Origin of the sequence: Candidatus Acidulodesulfobacterium sp. H_13 (assembly GCF_048541835.1) — a bacterium.
Classification (GTDB): Bacteria; SZUA-79; SZUA-79; order Acidulodesulfobacterales; family Acidulodesulfobacteraceae; genus QIJE01.
Window position 1 is genome coordinate 139908 of sequence record NZ_JBLEOY010000002.1, and the last position, 24233, is coordinate 164140.

General features: G+C 38.0%; 28 protein-coding genes. 23 read left to right on the plus strand and 5 right to left on the minus strand.

Going from position 1 to position 24233, the window contains the following annotated elements; all coding sequences use genetic code 11:
• Positions 1-44 precede the first annotated feature (44 nt).
• Positions 45-599, minus strand: a complete 555-nt coding sequence (locus tag ACMCNP_RS05185) for a DUF996 domain-containing protein (protein WP_419314750.1) — start codon at positions 597-599, stop codon at positions 45-47.
• Positions 600-1049: 450 nt separating this feature from the next.
• Here ACMCNP_RS05185 and ACMCNP_RS05190 point away from each other — a divergent pair, with 450 nt between their 5' ends.
• The 9 genes from ACMCNP_RS05190 (at position 1050) to ACMCNP_RS05230 (ending at position 6084) form a co-directional block, all read left to right on the plus strand.
• Entirely contained in the window at positions 1050-1565 is a 516-nt protein-coding gene (locus ACMCNP_RS05190; protein ID WP_419314753.1) for a multiheme c-type cytochrome, read from the plus strand.
• 75 nt (positions 1566-1640) lie between these two features.
• Positions 1641-3110, plus strand: a complete 1470-nt coding sequence (locus ACMCNP_RS05195; protein ID WP_419314756.1) for a YeeE/YedE family protein — start codon at positions 1641-1643, stop codon at positions 3108-3110.
• A gap of 24 nt (positions 3111-3134) precedes the next feature.
• Positions 3135-3395, plus strand: coding sequence for a hypothetical protein (locus ACMCNP_RS05200; protein ID WP_419314759.1), 261 nt, complete (start codon positions 3135-3137; stop codon positions 3393-3395).
• A gap of 42 nt (positions 3396-3437) precedes the next feature.
• Complete coding sequence (locus ACMCNP_RS05205) at positions 3438-3686, plus strand: sulfurtransferase TusA family protein (RefSeq protein WP_419314762.1); 249 nt, start codon at positions 3438-3440, stop codon at positions 3684-3686.
• A gap of 40 nt (positions 3687-3726) precedes the next feature.
• Positions 3727-4035 (plus strand): DsrE family protein, encoded by a 309-nt coding sequence (locus ACMCNP_RS05210; RefSeq protein WP_419314765.1) that lies wholly within the window; start codon positions 3727-3729, stop codon positions 4033-4035.
• Between the two features lie 36 nt (positions 4036-4071).
• A complete protein-coding gene (locus tag ACMCNP_RS05215; protein WP_419314768.1) occupies positions 4072-4341 on the plus strand; it encodes a hypothetical protein in 270 nt (89 codons plus the stop codon).
• Positions 4338-4529, plus strand: coding sequence for a hypothetical protein (locus ACMCNP_RS05220; RefSeq protein ID WP_419314771.1), 192 nt, complete (start codon positions 4338-4340; stop codon positions 4527-4529). Before ACMCNP_RS05215 ends, ACMCNP_RS05220 begins: the two co-directional genes overlap by 4 nt.
• A 52-nt stretch (positions 4530-4581) precedes the next feature.
• Complete coding sequence (locus ACMCNP_RS05225; RefSeq protein ID WP_419314773.1) at positions 4582-5532, plus strand: sulfurtransferase; 951 nt, start codon at positions 4582-4584, stop codon at positions 5530-5532.
• An 18-nt stretch (positions 5533-5550) separates the two neighbouring features.
• Positions 5551-6084, plus strand: a complete 534-nt coding sequence (locus ACMCNP_RS05230; protein ID WP_419314776.1) for a hypothetical protein — start codon at positions 5551-5553, stop codon at positions 6082-6084.
• A gap of 43 nt (positions 6085-6127) precedes the next feature.
• Here the strand turns inward: ACMCNP_RS05230 and ACMCNP_RS05235 are convergent, their stop codons facing one another.
• Both ACMCNP_RS05235 and ACMCNP_RS05240 read right to left on the minus strand, forming a co-directional pair.
• Positions 6128-7468 (minus strand): multiheme c-type cytochrome, encoded by a 1341-nt coding sequence (locus ACMCNP_RS05235; protein ID WP_419314778.1) that lies wholly within the window; start codon positions 7466-7468, stop codon positions 6128-6130.
• 18 nt (positions 7469-7486) lie between these two features.
• The gene (locus ACMCNP_RS05240) at positions 7487-8080 is read right to left on the minus strand and encodes a TetR/AcrR family transcriptional regulator (RefSeq protein ID WP_419314780.1); all 594 of its coding nucleotides are present in this window, start codon (positions 8078-8080) and stop codon (positions 7487-7489) included.
• A gap of 564 nt (positions 8081-8644) precedes the next feature.
• On the opposite strand from ACMCNP_RS05240, the gene ACMCNP_RS05245 reads away from it, so the two are divergent.
• The 14 genes from ACMCNP_RS05245 (at position 8645) to ACMCNP_RS05310 (ending at position 23191) form a co-directional block, all read left to right on the plus strand.
• Positions 8645-10267 (plus strand): hypothetical protein, encoded by a 1623-nt coding sequence (locus ACMCNP_RS05245; RefSeq protein ID WP_419314783.1) that lies wholly within the window; start codon positions 8645-8647, stop codon positions 10265-10267.
• Positions 10268-10384: 117 nt separating this feature from the next.
• Positions 10385-11884 (plus strand): sensor histidine kinase, encoded by a 1500-nt coding sequence (locus tag ACMCNP_RS05250; RefSeq protein ID WP_419314786.1) that lies wholly within the window; start codon positions 10385-10387, stop codon positions 11882-11884.
• Positions 11885-11917: 33 nt separating this feature from the next.
• On the plus strand, positions 11918-13288 hold the full coding sequence (locus ACMCNP_RS05255; protein ID WP_419314789.1) for a sigma-54-dependent transcriptional regulator: 1371 nt from the start codon (positions 11918-11920) through the stop codon (positions 13286-13288).
• Positions 13289-13546: 258 nt separating this feature from the next.
• On the plus strand, positions 13547-14065 hold the full coding sequence (locus tag ACMCNP_RS05260) for a thiosulfate oxidation carrier protein SoxY (RefSeq protein ID WP_419314792.1): 519 nt from the start codon (positions 13547-13549) through the stop codon (positions 14063-14065).
• Between the two features lie 63 nt (positions 14066-14128).
• On the plus strand, positions 14129-14461 hold the full coding sequence (gene soxZ / locus ACMCNP_RS05265) for a thiosulfate oxidation carrier complex protein SoxZ (RefSeq protein WP_419314795.1): 333 nt from the start codon (positions 14129-14131) through the stop codon (positions 14459-14461).
• A gap of 79 nt (positions 14462-14540) precedes the next feature.
• A complete protein-coding gene (gene soxB / locus ACMCNP_RS05270; RefSeq protein ID WP_419314798.1) occupies positions 14541-16229 on the plus strand; it encodes a thiosulfohydrolase SoxB in 1689 nt (562 codons plus the stop codon).
• 62 nt (positions 16230-16291) lie between these two features.
• Positions 16292-16774 (plus strand): DsrE family protein, encoded by a 483-nt coding sequence (locus ACMCNP_RS05275; protein WP_419314800.1) that lies wholly within the window; start codon positions 16292-16294, stop codon positions 16772-16774.
• Between the two features lie 33 nt (positions 16775-16807).
• The gene (locus ACMCNP_RS05280) at positions 16808-17278 is read left to right on the plus strand and encodes a hypothetical protein (RefSeq protein WP_419314802.1); all 471 of its coding nucleotides are present in this window, start codon (positions 16808-16810) and stop codon (positions 17276-17278) included.
• A gap of 42 nt (positions 17279-17320) precedes the next feature.
• Positions 17321-17851, plus strand: a complete 531-nt coding sequence (locus ACMCNP_RS05285; protein ID WP_419314805.1) for a DsrE family protein — start codon at positions 17321-17323, stop codon at positions 17849-17851.
• 258 nt (positions 17852-18109) lie between these two features.
• Positions 18110-18871, plus strand: coding sequence for a cytochrome c biogenesis CcdA family protein (locus tag ACMCNP_RS05290; RefSeq protein ID WP_419314808.1), 762 nt, complete (start codon positions 18110-18112; stop codon positions 18869-18871).
• Positions 18872-18909: 38 nt separating this feature from the next.
• Positions 18910-19461: a TlpA family protein disulfide reductase gene (locus tag ACMCNP_RS05295; protein WP_419314810.1), complete on the plus strand. Its 552-nt coding sequence runs from the start codon at positions 18910-18912 to the stop codon at positions 19459-19461.
• A gap of 140 nt (positions 19462-19601) precedes the next feature.
• Positions 19602-19919: a hypothetical protein gene (locus tag ACMCNP_RS05300; RefSeq protein ID WP_419314813.1), complete on the plus strand. Its 318-nt coding sequence runs from the start codon at positions 19602-19604 to the stop codon at positions 19917-19919.
• 98 nt (positions 19920-20017) lie between these two features.
• Complete coding sequence (locus ACMCNP_RS05305; protein WP_419314816.1) at positions 20018-20800, plus strand: glucose 1-dehydrogenase; 783 nt, start codon at positions 20018-20020, stop codon at positions 20798-20800.
• 30 nt (positions 20801-20830) lie between these two features.
• Positions 20831-23191, plus strand: a complete 2361-nt coding sequence (locus ACMCNP_RS05310; RefSeq protein WP_419314817.1) for a glycoside hydrolase family 15 protein — start codon at positions 20831-20833, stop codon at positions 23189-23191.
• Between the two features lie 7 nt (positions 23192-23198).
• Here the strand turns inward: ACMCNP_RS05310 and recR are convergent, their stop codons facing one another.
• A complete protein-coding gene (recR, locus tag ACMCNP_RS05315; protein WP_419314820.1) occupies positions 23199-23810 on the minus strand; it encodes a recombination mediator RecR in 612 nt (203 codons plus the stop codon).
• 20 nt (positions 23811-23830) lie between these two features.
• On the minus strand, positions 23831-24145 hold the full coding sequence (locus tag ACMCNP_RS05320; RefSeq protein ID WP_419314822.1) for a YbaB/EbfC family nucleoid-associated protein: 315 nt from the start codon (positions 24143-24145) through the stop codon (positions 23831-23833).
• Positions 24146-24233: the final 88 nt, after the last annotated feature.

Sequence of the window (24233 nt, forward strand, 5' to 3'; positions counted from 1 at the left end):
AAATATGTCAAGCCCGCGGAATACTCCTGAAATTGCCCGTAGAATCAGGTATTAACAGCTATATTGGTATCGGCACGCCCCGATTCTTCTCTTCGGATCTTATTTGGTAAAGATAAAAAGGCTTTAATAAGAATAAACCACCCCGCATAGATTAAAATTAAACCCAGGCCAAAAAATATGATTCCTACTGCACCCCAGAACATAAAACTTCCTGCCAATTTAAAAAATTTGTTGTTTGTATGAAGTGCAATTAAAACAAAACTTTTTTTATAAAAACTAGAGCCGATTATTATAAAGGGATAAATTATTAGGAAGCCGATTATTGCGGATATATACGATTTGAATTCAAAAAACTTAGGAAAGAAGATAAGGACGATCGCTACCCCAAAAAAAATTCCCGAAATTTCTATAATAAACCCCGTGAAAAATTTATGAAATATAGATTTGTCTCTTAAAATCTTTCCGGTTTTATATATAGCTATAAAAAATAATATACCGCCTATAGAATTGAATATATCGCTAAAATAAGGTATTACACCCAGAAAGATTAATATGCTTCCCGCAACTCCCAAAACCTTCAATGTTTTTAATGAATCCATAGGAATTATACAAAAACGTATTTGCCGCTCAATTTAAATCTCAAGTCGAATGCGGGTCGGTTAAACTTTCTTTAAAGTTTATGTATTAGCGTGATATAGCGAATCTTTTATTGAGAATAATCTTGCCATATGTCGACGTTGTTTGTCAAGTTAGCATAAAATAAATTCCTATTTTTGCCACACCTTATTCGATATATTCTTTTGCGTTATGCGGATATATGAGGATTAAAGAATATTCTATTATATTAATATATTAATATACTAATATTCAGGTAAAATAAAGGTTTTCATAATAAATATATATTTTATTTTTATAATTTTTTAATAATAAATTTTTATATTGACATACATAATCGTAATATGTTAAACTTTAATTAAATTAGACTAAACGGTTTACATTTTAGGTGCAGATAAAAATTTTGTAATCACATTTGAATAAGGGGCGGATAGATGAAAAAAATTAAATGGAAAAAAGTTTTTTTATTTGCGTTGATAGTGCCTTTTATTTTCGGCGCGGTTATTTTCAGCAGGTTATGGATGAGCAACTCCATCAAATCACATGTCGCTGTCAGCCGTAAAGCCCAGTCTAAAAGTCTTTCGTTAGGTCTTATTTCCGGCAAAGTTCTAAAGGGCTTTAAGACTCCCGTTGCCAACGCTTGCGGACTTGCGCCCTCAAGCTGCGTCGAATGTCATAGCGGGGGCATAGCGGAAAAGGATCTCGGGCCGATACATCATGTTCATCGTCCGGTGCGCAATATAAGTTGTATTACCTGTCATAAAGGGAATCATTTTGCAATCGCGAAAGGTATGGCGCATGCCAATTTGATAGCCGATCCCCTTAAGACTCCTAAGTTCTCGTGCGAAGCATGTCATACGTCCGATCTTTCGCAAATAGTTAAAAAAGCCGAATCTGAAGACAAGGCGTTTTACGCGGCGCATCCAAATGCCCCGAAACTTAAGGGTTGATTAGATGTTTTTTTGATAAATGTTGCAATGTACGTTAGAGATATCGATGATTAAAATCTAAGGGAGGGTTTTGTCGTGTCAAATAATAGTTCTTGCAGTGTTGGGGCCATGCAGGCTCCTAAAATTAAAAAGTTTCCGGTGGGCTTGATAACATTAGTGGTTTTAAGCATCATCGGCTCGGTAATGATGTATGACATTCACCATGTGTTTATATATCTTCTCGCTTATTACTGGTTTGGGTTAATATTCGGATTATTTCTTCAATACGGCCATTTTTGCATGGCGTCCGCTGTTCGCGACATATTCGCCGTTAAAGTCGTGAGAGTTGCTGCGGGGCTGATGATCGCTATAATAGTTTACGGTATCATTTCGGCAATAGTTACTGGATTCGACTTTCTTACTTTTTCGCCTAATCCATTCGCCGTCAGCGAATTAATCGGCGGGGCGATATTCGGGTTTGGTATTGTTTTTGCCGGGGGTTGTTCATCGGGTACGCTATACAAATCCGGAGAAGGGAACATGACTTCGTGGATAGTCCTTTTCAATTTGGCATTGTCGCAGATCGTGTTCGCGGCAACCAGTTTTGGTTTTTTGAATTATTTTATTCCTAAAGCATGGAAGGTGGCCGCTATTCAACAGGGAATACCCAAGGAATATTTACACACCTGGTACGACTACTTTATGGCCGGTTATGTTTTTACGCATAAAGGCTATACGATAGCGGATCTACTCAATTTTCACAATATATGGGCAAATGTTTTTATCAGCAATACTTTTATTAACGTTTTTATCCCGTGTGTAATTATTCTTATCGTAATATATTATTTGTATCATAGAAAACATTACATACATGAGAACAAATTTACGTCAAAAAATATAGGGTTTAAGAATGAGTTAAAAGGAATGTGGTCAATGCTCGTACAGGCTAAAAAGACCGTGTATGGCGGTATCGGTCTTGGAGTTTTTGCGGGACTCAATATGTTTGTGCTGAGCGATCTTCGCAAAGTATATCATTTTGTAAATTTTGGGCAGGTACTTGAGAGATTAGGTTATACCCATGGAATAGCACTTCAAGGCGTATTTGACCCGGGTTACTGGTATATTGCAACTCAGGAGGCTCAAGGACTGGCATGGGTGTTTCAAAAATTAGGGTGGAATTTGATGAATAACATGACCTTCGGTTTTGTAAACGGAATTCCAAACCCCTTGCTTAACCCCCCTCTGTTAATGTCTTTCGGAACGATTATCGGTGCGGCCATCATGGCGATTTCCTTTAAAGAATTCAGCTGGAAAATTCCAAATCTCGAAACAATCGCTTTTGCAACATTTGGCGGTTGGTTCATGGGCATCGGTGTGAGAATAGGGTTAGGATGTAATATCGGAGCATTCTTTGTTCCCGTCGTTAACGGAGACCCAAGCGGCTGGCTTTATTTTGTCGGTATGATAATAGGAAGTTATTTTGCGGTTAAAGTAATCGGTAAATGGATTAATTATAAGAGCGCCAAAGAGTTGAAAGAGTTGGATAATATAGAAGGTTTTATGTAATTATGCAACGGTGAGATAAAAATTATGAGCGAGGTCTTACGAAAACAATCCGAATATGTTTATGTGCTTGATTGCAGAAAGATGAGCGAAAAAAGAACGCAGGTATATGTTAAAAATGCGATAGGTAAACTCAAAGGCGGATTTCATTTAAAGGTGGTGGTAAAAGGCCCGTCGTGTGACGAGTGTTTCGGTATTACGGGATTGTGCGAAGTCGAAAAAAAATGTGAATTACTAAGCGTTACCGACGAGAAAGGAATATATACATACGAGATTCTCAAGGAATAAGTAAGGAATAAAACTAAATTAAAAGGGGGGATATAAACTATTATGGCGGTAAAATTCGAAAAAATAGACGATAACAACTATGTGTTAGATGTTACGGGTTATGTTTGTCCCGTTCCTCAAATGTATGCTAAAAAAGTTTTAGAAAAGATAAACAAGGGTGATCATGTAAATATTAAAATAAGCAATCCCTCCTCTCACGAGAGCATACTGCAAATGTGCAAAAACGAAGATCATTCCGTCGCAAATGAGATATTGGAGAAGGGCATTTATATTATTGAGGTCGTAAAGTGAGAATATCACGAATTTTGCATTATAATATGGGGGGTTCCATATGCACATCGGCGTAGTAATAACCGACGATAGATATATGAATAACGCGATAAACTTATTAAAAACAGCATCTTTAAAGGGTTTTGAGACTGAATGTTTTTTGACGGACAGGGGTATTTTGCTGTTGAACTCTGCTGATTTTATCGATTTAATAGATCAGATTTATTGCAAAGTTTCAATTTGCGAACATTCTATTGATAGGTTGGGGGAAACTAAAAATATCGAAAAATTCAAAGATAAGACGGTCATAGGCGGACAATATCAGGATGCCGAATTGGTTAACCGCTCAGATAAGGTAATCGTATTTTAAATTCATATAATTCTACGATAAAACTAAGGATAAATTATGGAAAATAAAGAGCCGAAACATATATTGGTAATATCGCAATTTAAAAAATACGAAGGGTTGAGAATGGCGAACGGTTTAATGTTATTGGACGACAGAGTAAGGGTAGTTGTCATTGGTGATTTGGAAAAAAACGAAAATATAAATATTCAGCTTGAGACTATCGAGTTCTGTGAAATCCCCTTGCAATACGTAAATCCCGATAGTGATTCTGATTTAAATAATTTAACCGATGAAGTACAAAATGCGGATGTGGTGTATATATTATGAGTAAAAAATTTTTGTTTTTATATGTTGATAGTCCAGAGATTGAGAGAGATAATGTCATGCATAAGGTTGCCGAAAATTTAAAAAAAAGAGGTTTGGAAGTTAAAGAGATTATAAAAAATAATGACGAAAGTATGATTTTAGATGAGATTTTATGGAGCGACGTTCCTATCGTTGTTAAAGGTTTGTGAGAGCGTTAACGTAAGTAATTGAACTTAATTTTTAATTCAGGAGAAAAGTGACATGAAAAAGTTAAAAATTTTAATAATTGCCTTTGCGGTAATGTTTTTATGGGTGGGTAGCATTTACGCCCTTAATGTTCCGAAGAATCATTTAGTCTCGCCGCACTGGGTTTATAACCATATACATAATAAGAATATGGTTATAGTAGATATAAGGGCTCCAAAAGCCTATGCATCCGGACATATCCCCGGGGCGGTAGACATACCGTTTCCTTCTATAATGCAGGATTATGTTGGTATCAAGGTTCTCGGAAATATTGCAAGTCCGCAAAGAATGACTGATATTTATAGGCATGCCGGTATAACCGATCGCAGCATAATCGTTTTCACCGGGGGCGGCTTATCCGAATTTCCGCTCGGTTACAGCAGTGAAACCAGGGCGCTATGGACGGCGTGGTTTTACGGATTAAGAAACACGGCGATATTAAACGGAGGATTAGCAAGGTGGATGTACGACAAGCTGCCTATTACCGTTAAACCTTCGCATCCTACGGAAAGTAATTTTAAAATCGCCGATATTAATTTGCATTCGCGTGCTCCGTATCAACGCATATGGAAATATTTAGAGACCAACGATGCCGTTTTGATAGATGCCCGCCCCTCGGCATGGTATGAGGGGATAGACCACGATAAGAGGTTCGTGAAGCACGGACACATACCTGGGGCAATCAATGTTCCGTTTAAAAGGTTTGAAAAAATGAATAAAGCAGGTTATTATGAATTTGTAACTCCTGCGGAAGCAAGGGCTGTGATGATAAAGGCAGGGGTAAGTTTTAGAAAGCCGGTAATTACCTATTGTAATACGGGATACTGGGCGAGCCTTGACTGGTTTGTAACTAAATTTTTGATCGGCAAAAACGATGTAGCCGACTATAACGGTTCATGGACGCAATATTCCAGGCTTCCCAACGCTCCCATAGTTGATTTACATATACATAATTATAAAAAATAAATAAGAGGGCAAAACCGTATGAAAAAGATTTTTTTGACCGCATTTTTGTTTTTGGCAGTATTTTTAGGTTTTAATATCAGCGGAGCGAATGCAAGTATGCCTACTAATGCATGTGCTATGAGCAAAACAAAAAAAACGCGGAATATGAAGAGATTTTTTAGGATGCATTCGTTAAACTTTAGATTTAATTTCTACATATTTCATCCGGGTCCTTTTTGGGTTTACAAGAATGCCAAGGTTTTAAAGTTAACGCCGGTGCAAGTTTTGCAGGAGAAGATGCTTGCAAAGGAGATGATGAATGATACGAAACAAGGCATCAAGACACTTAAGAAGGCGATACTCGGGTATAGAACCGCGTCTATGCAGAAAAATCCAAGTATAAAAGAATCAATAAGCCGCGTCAAAGCAGTAGGAGAGGCAGAAACATATCTCGGATACGTGATGATACCCTCCCATATTAAAGCATATAGATTGCTTGACCCGTCTCAAAGGATGATGTATTTAAAACTTGCAAAAATTAAGGCGGCAAAAATGCGGAAAATGATTCATTGAAAAATAAAGGTAAAGAGGGGGATTAGTTAATACGCCCCCTCTTTTATCGAAGAGGTATTCTTACCCGTTTTCTCCAGAGTAAATATTTACTGCCCTTGTCCTCTTTTAATGCCTTCAAAAAAATAATCCTTATGATTTTAGGCAACTGTTTCATCTTTAAGTATGCCTCGAAGAACCGCGTATAGTGAGATTCCGGTTTAACGGTGATCCATGCCTTTAAATATTTAGAGCCGTTAAGCAATGGATAATCATATATCAACATACCGGTTTGAAAAGGTTTTAACCGTGTGTCGAAATATTGTTTTTTTAAATTTAAACTTACACTCCAGCCTATTACATAATGTTTGACCGATTTACCTATAATGTTTCCGTCTACTTTCTCCTGCGCTATATTTAAAATTACCTTGGGCGTAGTATATGTGGGAAAATCATGTCCCACCCCGGAATTTGTTATGCTCAAAATCGTATTTACTCTGCCTGAATAAATTTTAACCCTTGTAAGACGTATGGTTATAGCTTTTAATATGAAATCTTTGTTGTAAATACTTTTAAAAGCCATTGAACCGCGCGGAGTATGACAAGTCTCACATGAAATACCTTTTTTTGCATAGATACTCTTTTTCCATTCGTAGTAGGTATTTTCGAATAATTTTCCCTTAAGCCTTCTATTATCCTGGGGAAGTTGATGACATTTTATGCAAAAGTAGGAACTTAAAAAGGCTTTAGAGGAAACAAATCCCCTGTGGGCAATCTTTCCTTCTTTAACATATTTTGCGACCGGAGGACCGAATCTGCGTAAGTATCTGACGTGGCAGGAAGAGCAGCTAACACTTGAGGCGCCGTTTTCCATTGGTATTTTTAAGGCATTCAGCGCTATAACCTTTGCCCTTTCTTCTTTCGTGCCGTTTTGCAGAATTTTCTTTTCTTTTGCACTCGGTCCTTTATATTCGGCAGGGTGCAGCACGTAATATCCGGCAACCGGCGAATGGCAGCTCAGGCAGCTAAGTACCCACGGTCTCCAGTGTTTTGATGTCATCTTTTTCAATAAAAGCTGTCCTATTACGCCGGCATCCATTGAATGTGCCATTCTTGATTTTTTCCATTCCGTATATTGTCTATAATGGCACGCCATGCAGGAAGAAGATGAAAGAGATTTTTGAATCTTCGGCCGGATAGGGAGCGGGTTCCCTTCATTAATAGGGGTTTTCCAATATGCGTCTAAAAATTTATGCGTGTTTTTATTTTTGGAAAGATTTTTTAAATATGAATATTTTTTATTAACCTTATTGGTTTTTGTTTTTGCACAGGCTGTTAGAGCAAAAAAGGAAACAAGCAGGACTAAAACTAAGGCTATCGGCAGATATAATTTTTTTTCTTTATGCATAAAAATAAGATGAAAAAATTAGTTGTCGGAAATAGATTTCAAATAGTTTATCATAGAATCGAAACAATTCCTTAATTTTTTCTTATCATGAGAGGATTTTGCCGCAAGAATGCATCCCTCCATTGAGGCTACCAAAAAATCGGCTACCTTCTCCGGATTGAAGTTAGCATTTAAAATCCCAAGCCTCAATGATTTATCTAAGGCTTTTCTAATATAAGACGACCACATTTTAAGGATGGAATCGGTCTTTTTGGAAAATTCAATATCTACTGAAGAAAATTCTACGATAAGATTGCCCAAAGGGCATCCGGTGGATGAATAATGATTACCTTTTTTATCGTAAGACATATTAATTTTTTTTATTATATTTTTAACCGGGTCCTCGCCTTTATGAACATTGCGCCAAACCGTAAGAAATTCCTCTTTTATTATTTCATCGATAATCGCCTTCGCAATATCTCTTTTTGATGCAAAATAGTAGTAAAAGGAGCCCTTAGATACACCTGCTTCATTTAAAATATCGTCTATCGTAGTACCCTTGTATCCTTTGTTTAGTATAAGGAGATAACTTTTTTTTATTATTCTGTTCCTTATGCTGTCGTTATTGGCCATAATCAATATACCAAAATTTAGGATGTTCAAAATTTTGCATTAATCTGATATATTAAAATAATATTTAATACATTAAATATTATTAAATCAAACTTTTTTGTTTTTGTAAATATAAATATGTGAATCTTTGTTTGCAACCGGTGTGAACAAAGATTCCAATAAATGTTACCCGAAACCGAAAAATATAAATCCCTGTTAAGTCTCTATATGTCTTATTAAAAACGTTAATAGCTCTATTTTACTATAAGATCTGATAAATTTCTTACGAAGAGGCTCCTGTCCGTTACAATTTCGTTATTAGCGGCATGTTTTTTGCAAACATCTAAGGTTGTCAAGGAATTATTATGCAGAGACATAAGGGAATATCGGTATATTAGAATATTTGAATAGTTTAATATGTATTAAAATAAAATTTTTATAAAAAATGAATAATTTTTCTTGACAATAGCGTTTAATGTATGATAATTTTTAACTTAAAGTTCATGATTTAGAGAGTAGGGATATCAATTATCTGAGTCAGAGTTTTTAACTTTCAGAAAAATTTAATTTAATATGGAGGTAAAGATGAGAAAAAATTTTTTAGCGCTGGCATTGTTTGTATTTGCAATTGCCGGTTTTTTAGCACTAGCGGCGACTTCGCCGTCTTTTGCCGCCTCGCAGGCAAATAAAGCGGGGGTCAGCTTTTCACTTAGCGGGCAATATGTCGGTAAACTTCTTTGGGCGCAGAATCAGGCTCAGGTATTTTCAAACAGTTCGAAGAGCGCGACACGCAACACCTTTCAGACCCTTCTTCAGAGGGTAAGATTAAACTCAAAGATTAGCTATGACAAGCTTTCCCACGGTATGCCGCTTGCCATGCTTGCCGTTCAAGTCGATTTAACCAATGCCTATAACGGAGTTACTAACGGTTTAGGGAGTAACGGCTGGTATGCCCTTGGCGGAACACCTGCACCTTTGGGTTTTGATCATGATTTTAATACATTCGGCTTAAGACTGGCTTATCTTAGGGTTATAACGCCGATAGGTGCTATTATGGTAGGTCGTATGCCCGTCAAATTCGGTCTCGGGATAGCGGTTAACACGGATGCCGACGGTTTGGGTGATTTTATGCCCATAGGCAATATAGGTATATTTGCGGGAGTATTATTCGGTTCCGAGGTAAGCACCTATAACGCACCGCAAGGTAAAAGTAAAGGCGGCAATAATGTATATAATGTTGGAATTTATCCTCCCACAGGTGAAGGTTATACGCACATGCAGGTAGGTACTATACCGGTAATAGAGGTTATGACCTTGAAGCCTATCAATAACATAAGTTACAGTGCATGGTTAAGCGAGGCGCATTTAAACCAATTCAAAGCGCAACTTTCTTATATAACTAAAATCAGTGGCGTTAAAGTTTATAGCCCGACAAGCACTATAAGTTCCTATTATCCGACGGCAAATATTACATTCGGCGGATTATCGGCAACGTATTCAAAGGCCGGAACAAAATTGGCGGGTGAGGTTGATTACTTTCAGGGCAGGATTATTGCGTCAAATCAGGCAATAGATACCGGTTTACCTCTATCTCGTTTTTTGCCCGTGTCTCCGTCAGGTAGCGATCAATACGACGCGGTAAATGCTTACGACTTGTACTTAACCGGCTCCAAAATGCTGTCGACACCTGTTTTTCCCGTGTCTGTAGGATTTAAATTCGGTATCGGAGCTCCTATTGCGATTGGTCATTATAACTTCACGTATTACTCGCAGATACAGCACACCAGAACGTTATTCGGTAACGTAATAGGTTCTAACTGGCAGGCAATTCAGATTAAAGCTCCCGGTGAGAGTTACATATACGGTCCTCCGCTTGGTACTAATTTAGCGAATAAGTATGGAATTATGGCAGATGCCCAGGAATTTCTTCCCTCCGGCAACACGTTGCAGGAATCATTGATTTACGCTGCATGGTTGCAGGATTCTTTAAACGGAGCGCAGGAATTCGGCGGTAAGGCTATCGGAACGGAGTTTGATATTAATTTTACCCATCACTTTACGAAAACGCTTGCATGGCAGGCATGGGGCGGTTACGTATGGACTGGAAACGGCGTAGAATCGGAGACTTCTACCTCTGCAAAACCTTTTGCAGGTGCCGAACATAAAGACATTACGGCATTAGGAAGCGCCTTTATATGGAACTTCTGATTTCTATAATGATTTAAGTACTAAAAATTAAGATGCCCCGAGGATATTCAAATATCTCCGGGGCATTTTTTATTCTGTTATGATAAGATCGTTATAATGAGGAACTTTATCAAAAATTTGAGTATAAAATGGAAAGTACTGCTTAGTGCATTCGCTATTTTTTTCTTTATGGCATTTATAAGTGACGGGGTATTTCTTTTTACTATATACAGAACATTGTCTTATAGGAATTATTTAAAAAACGAACGATGGGCTAATGTTTTGGCTTCGGAAATAGGTTATCTTTATCATTTGGGTAAAACTAAATTTGTTAAGCAATATTTATATTCCAATATAAATAATTATGGAATGGTGGAAGGCGTTTGGTTATATAATAATAAGAAAGAGTTAATAGTCGTTAAGAAAAATATTTTAATAAATGATTTTCAACATATTTTTTGTATAAGAAAGAACAGTAACAGAACTGGATTTCTTTTTGGATTATTCAATAATCTAAAGAATTTAGCTACGAGGTTTACGCTGTTAGGAAGTTACCATCATAGGCATAAATCCTACGAAGAATATTCTGTTTTGACTAAAAATCTCCAATATAACGGTAAGAATTTGGGTTTTGTTGCTATTAAATTTAACATAAAAAAGGAGATGAAAATTACCGATAGTCGTGTTTTTTGGGTCGGAGTCAGATTTTTAACGATAGCGGTTGTATTTATTATACTGGGACTTCTTATGTTTTATATAATGACGATTTTTCTGATGAAGCCGTTATCGGAAATAAAAGAAAATATAGAAAAAATAAAGAACGGCGATTACAAAATAATCTTTAAGAATAGGTCTAACGATGAGATAGGAGACGTGATAAACGCTATTGATTTAATGGCGCGGGCCATAGAGGACTATACAAAAAAAATAGATTCTGTAAATAAGGAAAAGGGCGAATTGAACTGTATGGCGGTTATGGGAGAAATGTCGGCGCATATTGCCCATGAAGTAAAAAATACGACATATATTATTTCGTCCGCAAACACTTATATAGCCAATGAATCGGAAAATAAAATTGTTTTAGAGCTTACGAATATTATAGACAAAGAGGTAAAAAGACTAAACAGAATGACCATGGATTTTTTAAGCTTTACAAGACAAAGGGATCCGGAGCTGACGACGATAGACATAAATAAATTGATAAACGAATCCTTGAGGGTATCGGAACTTGAATTATCCGGTTTAAACATAAAATTAATCAAAGATTTAACAGGTGACGATGTCGTTTTAATAAAAGGAGATCCTGAATTATTAAAACAGGTTATTCTCAACTTGATAGTAAATGCAATAGACTCAATTTGTATGCCGAACGTGTCAAAAAACGGGGTAATAGAAGTGCGGACGAGGGTTAAAGACGGTTTTGTAAATGTAGAAATCAGTAATAACGGATGTCCTATATTAAAAGAAAACTTAAACAAAATATTTCAACCTTTTTTTACGACTAAAAATACGGGTTCCGGTCTCGGTCTTCCGATATCCCTGCGCATAATGAAACTGCACAATGGAACGATAAATGTCTGCGGAGATGAAAACAGAACGGTTTTTACGCTTGTAATACCATTATTACGGCTACTTTAACGTAAATATTATTTTAAAAACGGGTAATCCATATTGATTAAAATCTTATTGGTGGATGACGAAAAAAATATTCTAAGAGTCGTAAGCTTAAATCTGATTAAGCGGGGATTTTTAGTAGATACGGCTATTAGTGCAGAGCAGGGATTTAATCTGTTTCTGAAAAACAGATACGATATAATTTTATGCGATTTAAAATTAGAGGGAATGAACGGGATAGAATTACTTTCTAAGGTCAGAAATTTTGATAAACGAGTTATATTTATAATAATTACGGCGTTTGGCAGTATTGAGCAGGCGGTTTACGCTATCAAAATGGGGGCTAACGATTTTATTTCTAAGCCGGTAGACATAGAGGGTCTTTCCGAAAATTTAAAGGTAATATTAAATAAAAATAAAGGCGAAAAACTTGACAACTCGGAATCGGAAAATGAAGAATCGGATTATATATCAAAAATTAAGGAAAATTTCATATTTGAAAGCCCCGTATTGGCAGAAATTTTACATGAGGCCTATTTGGCCGCCGAATTTAAGTCTAACATTTTAATAACCGGCGAAACGGGTACCGGAAAAGAGCTTGTCGCAAGAATAATGCACGATCTTTCCGGCAGAAGGGGGGAGTTTGTTCCGATAAATTGTAGCGCAGTGCCCATCGACCTTATGGAAAACGAATTTTTTGGGCATGAGAAGGGGTCTTTTACCGGTGCAATTTCAAGGCAAATAGGCAAATTTGAAACGGCTGAAGGTGGGACGCTTTTTTTAGACGAGATAGGGGATATGCCTCTATTTATGCAGGCAAAATTACTAAGGGTAATACAGGATAAAGAATTTTCGAGAATCGGTTCAAATGAAAAAATCAAACTTAATGCAAGAATCATTTGTGCCACTAACATAGAGCTTGAAAGAGCCGTTATAGAGAAAAAGTTCAGGGAAGACCTTTTTTATAGGATAAACGTACTTCATTTTAAGATTCCGCGCCTAAGAGAAAGAAAAGAGGATATAGCCCCGCTTGCAAATTTCTTTGTTAAAAAATATGGCAAGCTCAATAAAAAAAATATAAAATCTATTTCGGAAGAGGCAATTAAGATATTAATGGATTATGCGTTTCCGGGCAATATAAGGGAGCTTGAGAATTTTATCGAACGAGCCGTCATTGTTTCTCCTTATGACGTGTTGGAACCGTCAAGCCTTCCTAAAACAATAACATCCGGGCGGCTTGAAAACAAGGATGATGAAAACATAATCAGCTTAACGTCGGACAACTTGAGGCTTGAGGATGTGGAAATATACGTAATCAAAAATGCACTTGAAAAAAATGATTACAATCAGACCAAATCAGCGATTACACTTGGTATATCCAGGAAGCAGCTTATAACAAAAATGAAGAAGTATAATCTTTTCGGATAAATATAAAATTGTCCGTTTTTGGACAGCCGTCTGTCTGTTTTTGTCCTTTACCGTTTTATCCACACCTGACATACCCCTCTCATCAGCATAATAATTTTTTGCATTCATAAAGTAAATACCCTATATATGCGATTATTGCCCCATATTAAAAGAGATATGGAGACAATGTAATTGTTATCCAATATACGGCATGAACGTTGCACTTATAAGAATTATTCAAAATAAATAATAAAACTTTCATAATGGGGAGGAAAAAGTATGAGTAAACGGTTGAACGTAACGAGGAGAGATTTTATTAAAAAAACGGCGATTGTCACGGCCATCACCGTAGGTGCAGGTTCAATTATGAGTATTCCAAGAGATTCTTTTGCTAAAAAAATAACGCACAGGCTTCCTCCTATTGTTTTAAGCAATGTTGAAACCGTTAACGGCAAAAAAGTGAAATGGATCGATCATCCGACAAAAGAAGAAAAATTATTTATTCCAAGAGTCCGTCTTCCGTTAATTGCCCAGAACGGAGCCTTTGTTCCGATAACGATAGAAGTAGGAAACCCGCAAACTGATAAATTATACTTAAAAACTTTTTATATTTACGATCTTAACAATCCGTTTCCCCGTGCCGCTTCGTTTGACTTAACCCCGGGAAACGGCACAGCCTTTATTAAAACAAGGATTAAATTGCAACAGGAATCGTATGTCCAGGTTTTAGCGGAATATTCTAACGGCGATGTTTACGGCTATAAAAGAAAAATTAAGGTTACACTCGGCGGCTGTTAGGGAATATAAGTCGAACAGAGTTAATTTCATATATAGTCATATAACCAAAATAGGAGCATAATCATGAAAATAGGGACTATTTTAGTCAGGGTGCCTGGCAGCGTAGAGAAGGGAAAGATTTTTAAGGTGATGTCGTTGACTCATCATCCGATGGATACCGGTCTTAGAAAAAATAAAAAAACAGGTAAAATTATCCCTGAATGGATAATAAATAAGGTTGATATATATTATGACAAAAGGCTGATTACCAGATGCAATTACGGAATAGCGGTATCGGCTAATCCTTTTTTAGTTTTTGACGTAAGAGCCGGAAATAAAACGGCGCCTTTAGATTTTGTAATGTACGATACTAAAGGGAACATTTACAAGAAATCGGTTTCCATAAACGTTGCTTGACTTTCTGCCATAAGAGAGCAGAATAGTTGCCGATATTCATTAATAAATATTAAAAGTATAAAAGGAGATATTAAATATTATGTCCGGTGAATTATCCAGGAGAGACTTTTTGAAAACATCGTCAGTTCTTGCGGCTGGGGTTGCGATAAACCCTGTGAACCTTTTGAAATTTAAATCGGTAGGCAATTTGACTATCACATGGAATTCCGATTCTCATGCCCATTTAAAACCTACTTTATATATGGAGCCTTCCGTAAACATAGGCTGTAACAGCATGAACGGCAAACCGGGGCATTTAGTCGGAGACTCGTTTAATCTTTATTACGATATCAACCCAAAATCCGCTATGGGGTATTTTTGCTCATGCGTTGATTTTGTAAATTTAAACAAACGGTATGGTTATATGGGTGGCTATGCCCATATGGCATCTATTTTTAATAAGATAAAAGCCGAAAGATACAATAAGACCATACAACTCGATACGGGAGATTCATGGCAGGGTACGGGGATAGCACTTCTTACTAAAGGCATGGCGGTAGTGAATACTCAAAATGCCATGGGTTATGACGCCATGACGGGACATTGGGAGTTTACTTACGGCAAGAAGCAGCTCTTATCCAATATTAAAAAATTGAAGTTTCCGTTTATAGCTCAAAATGTCAAGGATTCGACATGGGGTAATCTTATATTCAAGCCTTATATAATAAAAGAGGTAAACGGCTTACGGGTAGGCATAATAGGTCAGGCTTTTCCGTACGTTCCGTTGGCTCACCCCGCCCATTTTGTCGAGAACTGGACTTTCGGCATAGACACCTATCATGCGCAGAAAATGGTAAATGAACTTAAAAATAAAGAAAAGGTAGATTTAGTCGTCGTTCTTTCGCATAACGGTCTTGAGGCAGATAGGAAGTTCGCGGCTTTAATTAACGGTATAGACTTAATAATAGGCGGGCATACCCATGATATACTCCCCGCTCCCGATATTATCAACAACACCATTATATGTCAGGCGGGCACGCACGGTAAGTTTATAGGAAAGATTGATTTAAACGTCAAGAATAAAAGAATAGTAGATTACGATCATAAATTAATACCTATTGTTACAAACTGGATTAAGCCCGATAAAGAAATACAAAGGATAATTGACGAGGAACATGCCCCCTATAATGACGTGCTTAATGAAAAATTGGGGATTGCCGAATCTTTGATTTATAGAAGGGCGACTTTTGTTTGTCCCGTTGATAGCCTCGCTGAACAAGCGTTTACGGAGCTATTTAATATGCCGTTATTTTTTGCTCCAGGTTGGCGTTGGGGGGAAACGCTTATTCCCGGTTCCGATATCACTATGGAAAATATTTACGGTTGGTACGGTACGACCTATCCGGAGGTTTATAAGACCAGATTGACAGGAAGACAGCTGTTATTTTCTCAATTAAGCGTTTTAAGCGATGTTTTTGCAAAAGACCCGTATTTACAAATGGGGGGCGACGCGACGCGCGTTTCCAATTCAAAACTTCATTTACTGCTGAACGAGTCGCTGAATAAGAGAATCAAAACATGGAAAATCAACGGAAAACCCTTGGATTTAGATAAAAAGTATTGGGCGGTATCAACCGGTATAAAAATGCAAAATATGAATACCGACAATAAAGGATTAACAAAATATAAGGCTTATGACGTTATAGCCGATTATGTTAGAAAACATGGAAATATTAAACCAGCGAAAACAGAAGTCGTAACATATAGGCATTCAAGGACGGCAGGTTAAGATTGTATATGAAATATACGGGATATTATAAACTATAAAAAGACGGGGGGCGAGGCGTTATCATGAAGATTAAAATTTTATTTATATTTGCCATATTAGGGATACTTGTTTCAACGGGTTTTCCGGTTAATTCGCATGCAAAGGGAAGGATTATAAACGTTTATAAATACTTCTCGCACCATCCGCTGAAAGAGATATATGTCGTAACCAGCTCTAATCCTAAAGAATGGGCATTAACGTTATCCGATGTTTCAAATGCGATAATATTGTCAAATCCGCATTTTATAAATTTAAAGATAGACGTAGTCGCGTATGCCCCCGGGGGAATGCGGTTTTTGATGAAAAAGTATGATAAGAAAAATTACCCGACGATTCAGAGCCTGCATGCTTACGGAGTGAAGTTTATCGCATGCTATAACACGATGAAGACGCTCCATATAAAACCTAAACAATTGTTCAATTTTGTGAAAATAGCTTATCCCGGAGCGGTTTTCTACATAGCCATGAAAGAAAGGGAAGGGTTTAGTTATATTAAAACCAACTAGGGTAATATATAAATAAATATTGGAGGTATTGAGATGCAGAAGAATAATAGTACACACTATGTAGGGCTCTTTGCTTTATTGCTTACTTTTGCCGTCGTTCCGATGCTTTATGGTGTTAATAATGCGTTTGCCGGACAACCTAAAAATTTTATGCAGGGTGTTAAATTGGGTAAAAAATATTATAAAACTCCGCTGGGGGCAAACGGTAAATCATGCGAAACCTGTCATACAATTGCCGATATTACGGGTAAAGGGGTAATAGGTTCGTTAGTCCCGATTCCTCCGTTCCCTGTCACTTACTATCCAAAATTTAAAAAAGCGAACGTATATTCAAATGAAAAAATTCCCTACTCAATACAAGACCAGTTGAGGCACTGTATACTGAGAGGAGAAGACGGCTTCAAATACGGTCCTCATTCAAAATATGTCGAATACTTATATCTTTATCTTGCATATATATCTAACGGACATGAAGTTAACGTTCCCATAAAGAAAAAAAGTTGAATAAAAAATAAAAGAAACTTATAAAAAACCGGAGGGATTAAAATGAAAAAGAACATATTGTTTTTATCGATAATTGCAGTGTTTGCTTTAATCATCGCATCTTTGTCGTCCTACGGCAACAATGCTTATGCGTTAAAGTACGGCCCATCTTCTTACAGTTCTTATCCTGCCTATTACAATACTCACCGATTACCGCCGCCTGCGTTTTTTAAGCATAAGGTCTTTAAAATGGTTGTAGAGGTTGATTCTGCCAATCCCAAAGTATGGAGGCAGACAATAAACAATGTTAGAAACGTTATGGCGACATTCGGAGATAACCCGTTTAAATATAGTATAGAGATTGTCGTATTCGGTCCGGGATTAAAACTTTTTATGAAAAAATTCGATAAAAAAAATGAGCCTATATTGCAAAGTTTAGCGGTCTACGGCTTGATGTTAAGGGCCTGTCATAATACTATGTTACATTTTCACGCAACGACCGAGTCGTTATTTCCTTTTGTAAAGGTCGTGCCTGCAGGCGTAGTCGAGATCGTAAGAAGGGAGACGCAGGGTTATTCCTTTTTAAAACCGTAATTTATATGGAATAACAATTACTTTGGCATAGTTTCTTCCCTACCAAGGGGAAGAAACTATGCTCTTATATACCGTTTTCGCAGATTAAATCGATACATATTCGTTTTGATTAAGCGGGCGATGATAACCGGAAGTGATCACATGTCGGGATGAAGGAAAAGAATGGCCTGTCAGTTTTTGTGCGGTATAAGGCTGCGCTATTATGGTGCAATGAATAACTGTGATATAATATCCTAAAAAATGGAGGTTTATTTATTTATGGATATAGGTACTTTTTTTGCGCCCAATGTTTCTCTTATAGTTGCATTCTTGGCAGGGCTCTTTTCGTTTCTTTCCCCATGTGTTTTTCCTTTAATACCCTCTTACCTGTCTTATGTGTCGGGCATGTCGGTGGATGAACTTACCGCATCTAAAACGACGCGGTTAAAGTTGACTGCAATTAAGCATTCTTTGATGTTTATTCTCGGTTTTACGCTCGTATTTGTTCTGCTCGGCGTGTTTTCAAGCGCAGTGGGAAGTCTGCTGCATTCTATATGGCTCATGAGAGTATCGGGCATCTTTATTATCCTTATGGGATTGTTTATACTGGGGGCATTTAACAAAATAAAATTTTTATCTTTTTTGTCTTCCGACGCAAATTTTAATTTAAAAAATAGACCGGTGGGATTAATCGGTTCGGTTTTAGTGGGTATTGTATTTGCCGCCGCATGGACGCCGTGTATAGGCCCTATACTTGCTTCAATATTATTTATTGCCTCTACTATGCATAACGCAAGCGAGGGGGGTGTGCTATTGTTCGTGTATGCTATGGGTCTTGCCGTTCCATTTTTAGCGGCGTCTTTTTCTTTGAACATTTTTCTATCTACATCTAAAAAGCTTCGACCGTTCATAAAGATTATTTCCGTTATAGGGGGTATTATCTTGATTATTGCGGGAATACTCATATTTTTTAATTATCTTGCGGTGATTTCTTTATATTTCGGAAACACTTTTCGTTACAACATTCCGTATAACGGATAATTTATAAATTTAATCGTAAATTGAGATAAAATAATAATATGCAAAAATTAAAATCATCCATAATACTTTCAATCGCCTTAATCGTTATATTTTCGATATTCGTATTTCCCGAAATATCTCTCGCTAAATCTAAGAAGGCTCCTAATTTTAGCTTGAAAGTGCTGAATCCTGATCTTTCGGGTTATAAGAATATAGACTTAAGATCTTTAGAGGGGAAGACCGTAATTATAAATTTTTGGGCGACATGGTGTCCTCCGTGCAGGGAGGAAATACCTCATTTTGTAAGTTTTTATAATAAAAATAAATCAAAAAAACTTGTGATAATAGGTATAAACGTAAACGTTACAACGGAAGGAGTGAGGGCATTTACGCATCAATATAAAATGGATTATCCGGTGGTTCACGCAACAAGTGAAGTATTGAGAGAGTATGGCGGCATAAAAGAAATTCCGCAAACCTTTTTTGTCTCTGAAAGCGGTATAATCGTGTTTCACTGGAAGGGCTATATGTATAAGGAGGTGCTAAATATCGTTTCGCAGCGCCTTATGCGAATGAGAATGATGAAGATTATGAAAATGATGAAAAAATAAAAGACGGGTTTATATTATTTTATTGTGATTTTTTGAAATGCCGGTGCGGGTGAGTAACAAAAAATAGCCCCCTCCATTATCCGTTTGTTGTGATATAATACTTTAAACAGTGTTTTAAAATATAAAAAATGGAGATAAAAATGAAAAAAGTTATTTTGGTGATAACAGCGGTTTTTTTGCTTTTTGGAATGACGCTGACGGGTAATGCTTATGCAATGGCTTACGGCAAGATTAATGTTGCCGGCATACAAAATGCCTGCGGTAAAAAGCAATCCTCAACTATGCAAAATACCGAAAGCACGAAGCAATCCTCGATGATACAAAATGCTTGTGGTAAGAAGAAATCTCCAAATATGCAGAATGCCAAGAGTAAGAAGAAATCTCCAAATATGCAGAATGCCAAGAGTAAGAAGAAATCCTCGATGATGCAAAATGCCTGCGGCAAACAAATTAAATAATCCGATTATTTATACACGGCGGACGGCACCTCGGTCAATTACTGATGATCGTATAGGTGGTATGTTTTTTAGATAAAATATTTAAGCCGAGGTTTGACATGGATATAAATTTAAGGGGTAAAAGGGCTTTGATAACGGGAGCGAGTTCCGGACTCGGCGAAGTTATTGCTAAAGAATTTGCCGCCTGCGGTGCAAAAATAGGTCTTAATTATCACTCGCATCCCGATGCAGCCGAAAAAATCGCGTCGGATATTAGAAATAATGGTTCCGAGGTTATTATTTTGCAATCCGATGTTTCAGACAGGAAATCGGTTGAAGCCATGGTGAATGACTTTGTAAAGAAATGGGGCGGGATTGATATTCTTGTCAATAATGCGGGGATAGATGGCACTCGCGCCCTCGTATGGGAGTCCGATATCTCGGAGTGGGAAAGGGTGGTTAAAATTAATCTATTCGGTCCGTTTTATTGTGCAAGGGAAGTCTTGAAGCATATGGTCAATCAAAAAAGCGGCGTAATTTTAAATGTAACTTCCGTTCACGAAAATATTCCATGGGCAGGATATAGCTCGTATACCGTTGCGAAAGCAGGGTTGTCAATGCTGACAAAAACCATGGCACAGGAGGTAGGCTCTTTAGGGATACGAATAATATCGTTAGCTCCCGGAGCTATTAAAACTCCTATTAACAAAAGTGTTTGGGAAAACCCTGAAACGTTTGCCGATCTTATCGAAAAAATACCGCTTGGAAGATTGGGCGAAAGAGAAGAAGTCGCAAAAACTGCCGCTTTTTTAGTTTCTGATGGCGCGTCTTATATAACCGGCAGCACTTTATTTGTTGACGGTGCAATGATAGACTATTCCAATTTTACACGCGGAGGTTAATCATGCACATTATATTCGGGAGATATTAAAATGCTTGAAGCAATTTGCGCTCCAGGATGGCCCGGCATTCCGGGGCGGTGGACAAGTGCCGATAAAAGCGGTGTAGGAACGGCTCTAAACGGGAGTCCGGTATGGTTTACCGTTTCTCACGGTATATTGAACGAGGTCTATTATCCCGGAATGGATGAAGCCGCTATTCGTGATCTTGGATTTATTATTACCGAAGACGGCGGGTTCTTTTCGGAAGAAAAGCGTCATGCGGGGCATTCATCTAATCTTATTTATGACGGCGTGCCGGCTTATCATATTGAAAGTGCATGTTTGAATGGGCGATATGAAATTGAAAAAGATATTATTTGCGACCCGGATAGGCCGGTCGTATTACTAAGAGTAAAATTTGTTGCTCTTAAACCCGGCAACTATAGACTTTTTACGATTTTAGCGTCTCATATCGGAAATCATGGAGCGGGAAATACCGCATGGATCGATAGCTACAAGGGAACGGCAGGGCTTTTTGCATTAAGGCGTCAAACTTCCCTCTGCCTTATGAGCGATATCGGTTTTAAGAATAGTTCTGTAGGTTTTGTCGGATATTCCGACGGATGGCAGGATCTAAAACGTAATAGTCGTCTTTCGTCTATTTACACGAGAGCTGAAAACGGTAATGTTGCGCTTATTGGTGAAATAGATCTAAAAAAAGGCGGTGAATTTGTCTTAGCTTTAGGATTTAGTCGTAATTTTACCGAGGCGGGACACCAAGCAAGGGCTTCGCTCGACGAGGGTTTTGGGCAGCTTTTGAAGTCTTATTCCGAACCATGGAAAGCATGGTTGAAAACATTAATTCCTTCCGGTAAAAGAAAATTATTCGCAACAAGTGCCATGGTCATACGAGTTCATAGGTCTAAAGACGTTCCGGGCGCGATTCTTGCAAGTCTCGCGGTGCCTTGGGGGTTTTCTAAGGGAGACGACGACTTAGGCGGCTATCACCTGGTATGGCCGCGCGATATGGTTGAAGCCGCCGGAGGGCTTCTTGCCGCAGGCAGCAAAAGCGAAATCAGGAAATCCCTTATATACCTTGAAGCAACTCAGGAAAACGACGGACATTGGCTTCAAAATATGTGGATTGACGGAACCTCTTACTGGCACGGAATTCAAATGGACGAAACAGCATTGCCCGTTATACTTTTCGACCTTGCCCGCAGGGAGGAAGCGCTTTTAGACGAAGATATAGGTCGTTTCTGGCATATGCTAAAAAAGGCATTAAAATATATAGTTCAGAACGGTCCGGTTACACAGCAGGATAGGTGGGAAGAAGACGGAGGCTATACCCCCTTTACGCTTGCCGCAGAGATATCGGCGCTTATTATCGGCGCCGAACTGGCTGAATTAGCCGGAGACGGAAGCATAGCTCCTTATTTACGGGAAACTGCCGACGCGTGGTATTCGTCTATCGATAGGTGGCTTTATATTAAAAACGGAGAATTTTCGGACAGAATTGGAGTCGACGGTTATTACGTGAGGGTTACTCCTCCCGATTTTGAAGAGGGGGATAATTTTGTGCCTATAAAAAACCGCCCTCCTTCAAGCAGCCATAAGCCCGCTTCCGCTGTAATATGTACCGACGCGTTATCCTTTGTCCGTTTTGGGTTGCGGGAAGCAAAGGATATTAGGATGCTTAATACATTAAAGGTTATTGACGGCATACTCAAAACGGAAACCCCTTCAGGTTCGTGCTGGCACCGGTATAACGGAGACGGTTACGGCGAACATTCCGACGGCAGTCCTTTTGACGGAACGGGTATCGGCAGAATCTGGCCTTTATTGACGGGAGAAAGGGCACATTACGATATAGCCGCGGGTAACCTTGGTGGTGCTGAAAAACTGCTTAAAACAATGGAGAATTTGGCTAATGACGGCGGCTTACTGTCCGAGCAGATATGGGACGCTGCCGATATTCCCGAAAGATCCCTTTTCTTCGGTCGGCCTTCCGGTTCGGCGACGCCTTTAGTTTGGGCGCATGCCGAATATTTAAAGCTTGTCCGTTCAATTACGGAAGAAAAAGTATTTGACACCCCTCCTCAAACTGTCGAACGGTATCTCAAGGATAAAACGGTATCGAATATTGTACAATGGCGGTTTAATCATAAAATACGTTCTTTAGAATCCGGCAAGACATTGCGTATCGAAGCCTTATCCCCTGCAATTATTCATTGGAGTTTTAATGGATGGCAAGATATTAACGATACTGAAACCCGTGAAACCGACCTTGGGGTTTACTATGTGGATTTGCCTTCTTCCGATATAGATAGAGGCGGCGAAATAACATTCACGTTTTACTGGCAATTAGCAGCCAGGTGGGAAGGAATAGATTTTAACGTGCGTATAATATAAAAATAATTTAAAGCTTTCCAAAATTTTTTCTGTAATTAATAGCTTCCGAAAGTGTATCCTTGTCGATGTATTCGAGGTCTGAGCCTATGGGTATCCCCCTTGCTAAAGCAGTGATATGAATATTATAGGGAGATAATATTTTTTGTATATAAATAGATGTGGCTTCCCCATTGGAATTAGGGTTTAAGGCGAGAATTATTTCTTCAAAATTGCCGTTTTCCACCCTATTGACGAGTTCTTTAATCTTAATATCTGAGGGAGTAGTTCCCTCTAACGGATTTATTACGCCGTGCAATACGTGGTAATGTCCGTTGTATTTACCGCTTTTTTCAAATACGTATATTATTTCAGGATTTTCCACTACACACAGCAACTTGGGATTACGGGACGAGCTTAGGCATATCGGACAAAGATCTTCCTCGCTTAAATTGAAACAATCCCTGCAAAGCTTAATATTGTGTTTTGCCTCTTTTATGGCTTCTGCAAGGCTATACGCGACCGATTCATCCTGAGACAATATATAAAAAGCAAGCCTTCTCGCTGACCTTTCACCTATTCCCGGGAGCTTTTTAAACGCCGATACTATATCTTTAATATGGTTGGATCGGTTTATAGACATAATTATAGATAACGGGTAAGTTAAAACATGCCCGGCAGGTTAAGTCCTCCGGTTAATTTTGACATTTCGCCTGAAACCATGTCCTTTGATTTAGTAAGGACCTCGTTGATAGATGCGACTATAAGGTCTTGAAGCATTTCTATGTCTTCCGGATCGACTACCGCTTTATCTATTTTTATTTCAATAAGTTCTTGTTTTCCGTTAACCCTTGCCGTAACCATACCGCCTCCGGAACTGGACTCGACAATTTTGGAACCTAATTCTTCCTGCATTTTAAGCATATCGGATTGAAGCCTTTGGGCCTGTTTTAACATTCCCGCCATATTTTTCGGCATTTCGTTATTCCTCCAAATTTTTTTGATTTAATGTATATATTCTATATTTTTTTAAAAAAAATAACAAGATAACCTGAAATTTTTTAAC